The organism is Micromonospora sp. AMSO12t, from assembly GCF_008806585.1.
GTDB lineage: Bacteria > Actinomycetota > Actinomycetes > Mycobacteriales > Micromonosporaceae > Micromonospora > Micromonospora reichwaldensis.
In genome coordinates, this window is the sequence record NZ_WAAS01000436.1 from 1 (window position 1) to 3,124 (window position 3,124).

Here is a 3,124-nt window from a genome sequence, read left to right on the forward strand (position 1 = left end):
AGGGGCGCAACGCCGGGCCCGGCTGGGTCGACGCGCGGCGGGGCGCGGAACACCGCGACCCCGTGGTGGAGGTCGCCGAGGCGGTCCGTCGCGTGGTGGCCGGCCACCCCGGCACCGCGGTCAGCATCCGGGTCGAGCACGACGGGCAGGCGTACCCGCTGCGGGTCGCCTGGACCGACGCGGGCGTGACGGTCGACGCGGAGGCCCCCGCGCCGCCGCCGGCGTGGCCGATGTCGGTCAAGACGGTGCCGGCCTGGACGCCGGCCCAGGAGGGGCTGACCCCCGACCCGGCGGCACGGCTGGCCGAGCTGATCCGCCGCGGCTCCTCCCTGCTGGGGGACGGTGACGCTCCTCGCGGAGCACGGAACGCCCCGGGAGGGGGCAGGGCGTGACCACGGCGGCTAGGGTCGGGCGGTGGCGGAACCCGACCTGACCCTGACCGCGAGCCTGCGGCCGGCGGCCCTCGACGCCCGACGGGGCGTCGTCCGGCTGCACCCGGAGGTGCTCACCGCGCTGGCGCTGCGACCCGGCGACCCGGTGCGGCTGGCGGGCCGGCGGGTGAGCGCCGGCATCGTCGCGCCGGCCGAGCCGACCGCCAGCACCGCGCTGCTCTACGCCGACGACCTCATGCTGGGCAACCTCGGCATCCGCGACGGCGCCCAGGTGACGGTGAGCCGTCTGCCGGTCACGCCGGCCCGTCGGGTGCTGCTCGCCGGTCCGGCGCAGATCGCCGCCGTGGTCTCGCCCGAGATGCTCCGGCTGGCCCTGCTCGGCAAGGTGGTGACGACCGGGGACGACGTGTCGCTGCTACCGCAGGACGTGCTGCCCGACGCCTCGGTGCGCAGCCTGGTGGAGGCCGCCCGGCGCAGCCTCTCCAACAGCGTCGGGTACGCCTGGACCAGCACCCTGCTCGCCGTGGTCGCCGCCGAGCCCGACACCGGCTCGCTGGTCACCATGGACACCGTCGTCGGCTGGGAGCACGGCCAGGCGACCCACGGCTCCGCCGGCACCGGACCCGCCCCGCAGGGGCGCCGCCTCGACGCGGGCCCGACGCCCAACGGGACCGCCCCGGGCCGGGCGGCTGCCACGGGGGGCGTACGCCTCCCGGGCGCCGTGGACGCCACGGGACACACCGCCGGAAGCGTCGACGAGGCGCCGCCCGCGGTGGACGAGCTGCCCGGGCTGCGGTCGCAGGCCGAGGAGCTGACCGAGCTGCTCGACCTCGGCTTCCACCACCGGGAGGTGCTCGGCCGGCTGGGCACGACCGTCTCGCTGGGCGTGCTGATCGCCGGGCCGGCCGGCTCCGGCAAGGCGGCGCTCGTGCGGGCCGTGGCCGCCCGGGTCGGGGCCCGGGTCAGCCCGCTCTGGGCTCCCGAGGTGGCCGCGCTGACCAACCAGGCCGCCGCCGACCGGCTGCGCGCCGCCGCCGCCGAGGCGCGCGCGGACGGCACCGGGGTGCTGCTGGTCACCGACGTGGAGGCGCTCGCCCCGGCGGACGGGCCGGGGCCGGTGGCGACCGTGTTCCGGCAGGTGGTCGCCGAGACCGTACGGGCGGGGGCGGCGGTCGTCTGCACCACCGGCCGGCCCGAGGCCGTCGACCCCGCGCTGCGTGCCCCGGACCTGCTCTCGCTGCGGATCAGCGTGCCGCTGCCGGACGCGGCCCTGCGCCGGGAGCAGTTGACGGTGCTGACCCGGCAGGTCCCCCTCGCCGACGACGTGCGGCTCGACGAGGTCGCCGGGCGTACCCCCGGCTTCGTCGCCGCCGACCTGGCCGCGCTGCTCCGCGAGGCCGGGGTGCGCGCGGCGCTGCGCCAGAAGTCGGCCGAGACGCCGACGGTGGCGATGGCCGACTTCACCGCCGCGCTGGAGGTGGTCCGCCCCACCACCATGGCTGCCTCCACCCTGGAGCTGGCCTCGGTGACGCTAGACGACGTGGGCGGCCTGACGGAGGTCAAGGAGACGCTGACCGAGTCGGTGCTCTGGCCGCTGACCTACCCGGACACCTTCGCCCGGCTCGGCGTGCAGCCGCCGCGCGGGGTGCTCCTCTACGGCCCACCGGGCTGCGGCAAGACCTACCTGGTCACGGCGCTGGCCGGCTCGGGGCGGGCGAACGTGCTCTCGGTGAAGGGCGCGGAGCTGCTGTCGAAGTGGGTCGGTGAGAGCGAGCGCGCGGTCCGCGAGCTGTTCCGCCGGGCCCGGGAGGCCGCGCCCACCCTGATCTTCCTGGACGAGGTGGACGCGCTCGCCCCCGTACGCGGCCAGGCCAGCGACGGCGGCACCACCGACCGGGTGGTGGCCGCGCTGCTGACCGAGCTGGACGGCGTGGAGACGCTGCGCAACGTGGTGGTGGTCGGCGCGACGAACCGCCCCGACCTGGTGGACCCGGCGCTGCTGCGCCCGGGACGGCTGGAACGGCTGGTCTACGTGCCGCCGCCGGACGGGCCGGCGCGCGCGGAGATCCTGCGCGCCTCGGCCCGGAACGTGCCGCTGGCACCCGAGGTGGACCTCGTGGAACTGGGCGGCGAGTTGGACGGCTTCTCGGCGGCGGACTGTGCCGCGCTGGTGCGCGAGGCGGCCCTGGCCGCCATGCGGGAGTCGCTGACGGCGTCCACCGTCACGGCCGCGCACGTGGCGGCGGCCCGCGCCCGGGTCCGCCCGTCCCTGGACCCGGCCCAGGTCGCCTGGCTCGCCGCGTACGCCGAGAAGCGGGCCGGCTGAGCGCCCGCGCCCCGGGGTGACGGGCGCTGTCGGGCTGATGTCGTGAACGACTCGTCAGTCGGTGGGCAGGAGGGGGCCGAGGGGCCCGAGGTCGAGATTGAGGTCCTCGGGCGTGAGGCCGAAGTACTCGCGCAGCCCCGCCATCTGCTCCTCCAGGGCCATCAGCGTGGTGCCGATCCGTTCGATCTGCTCCTCGGTAAGGTCGCCGAGGTCGACCCGGCGCAGCGCCTGTCGCTCCATGAGCTGCCGCAGCAGCTCGATCACGGTGAGCACGAGGCTGGCCAGCCCCCGCTCGACGCCGTCCCGGTCTACGGCGAGCCGGCGGTCCAGCGGCGTCACCCGGGGCGGCTGCCACCGGGTGTCGCCGAGCGCGGCGGCGAGTTCGGCCGCCTCGTCCCGGCGGTCG

Annotated in this window: 3 protein-coding genes; 2 read left to right on the forward strand and 1 reads right to left on the reverse strand. The window is 77.3% G+C overall.

Annotated features, from left to right (window positions below; all coding sequences use genetic code 11):
• Positions 1–392: hypothetical protein (locus F6X68_RS31840; protein WP_151457712.1), on the forward strand; the 392-nt coding region annotated here is incomplete at its 5' end.
• Between the two features lie 22 nt (positions 393–414).
• On the forward strand, positions 415–2,718 hold the full coding sequence (locus F6X68_RS31845) for an AAA family ATPase (protein ID WP_151457713.1): 2,304 nt from the start codon (positions 415–417) through the stop codon (positions 2,716–2,718).
• A 54-nt stretch (positions 2,719–2,772) separates the two neighbouring features.
• Here the strand turns inward: F6X68_RS31845 and F6X68_RS31850 are convergent.
• Positions 2,773–3,124, reverse strand: a 352-nt coding sequence (locus F6X68_RS31850; RefSeq protein WP_225852558.1) for a gas vesicle protein K, incomplete at its 5' end; no start/stop codon positions are given.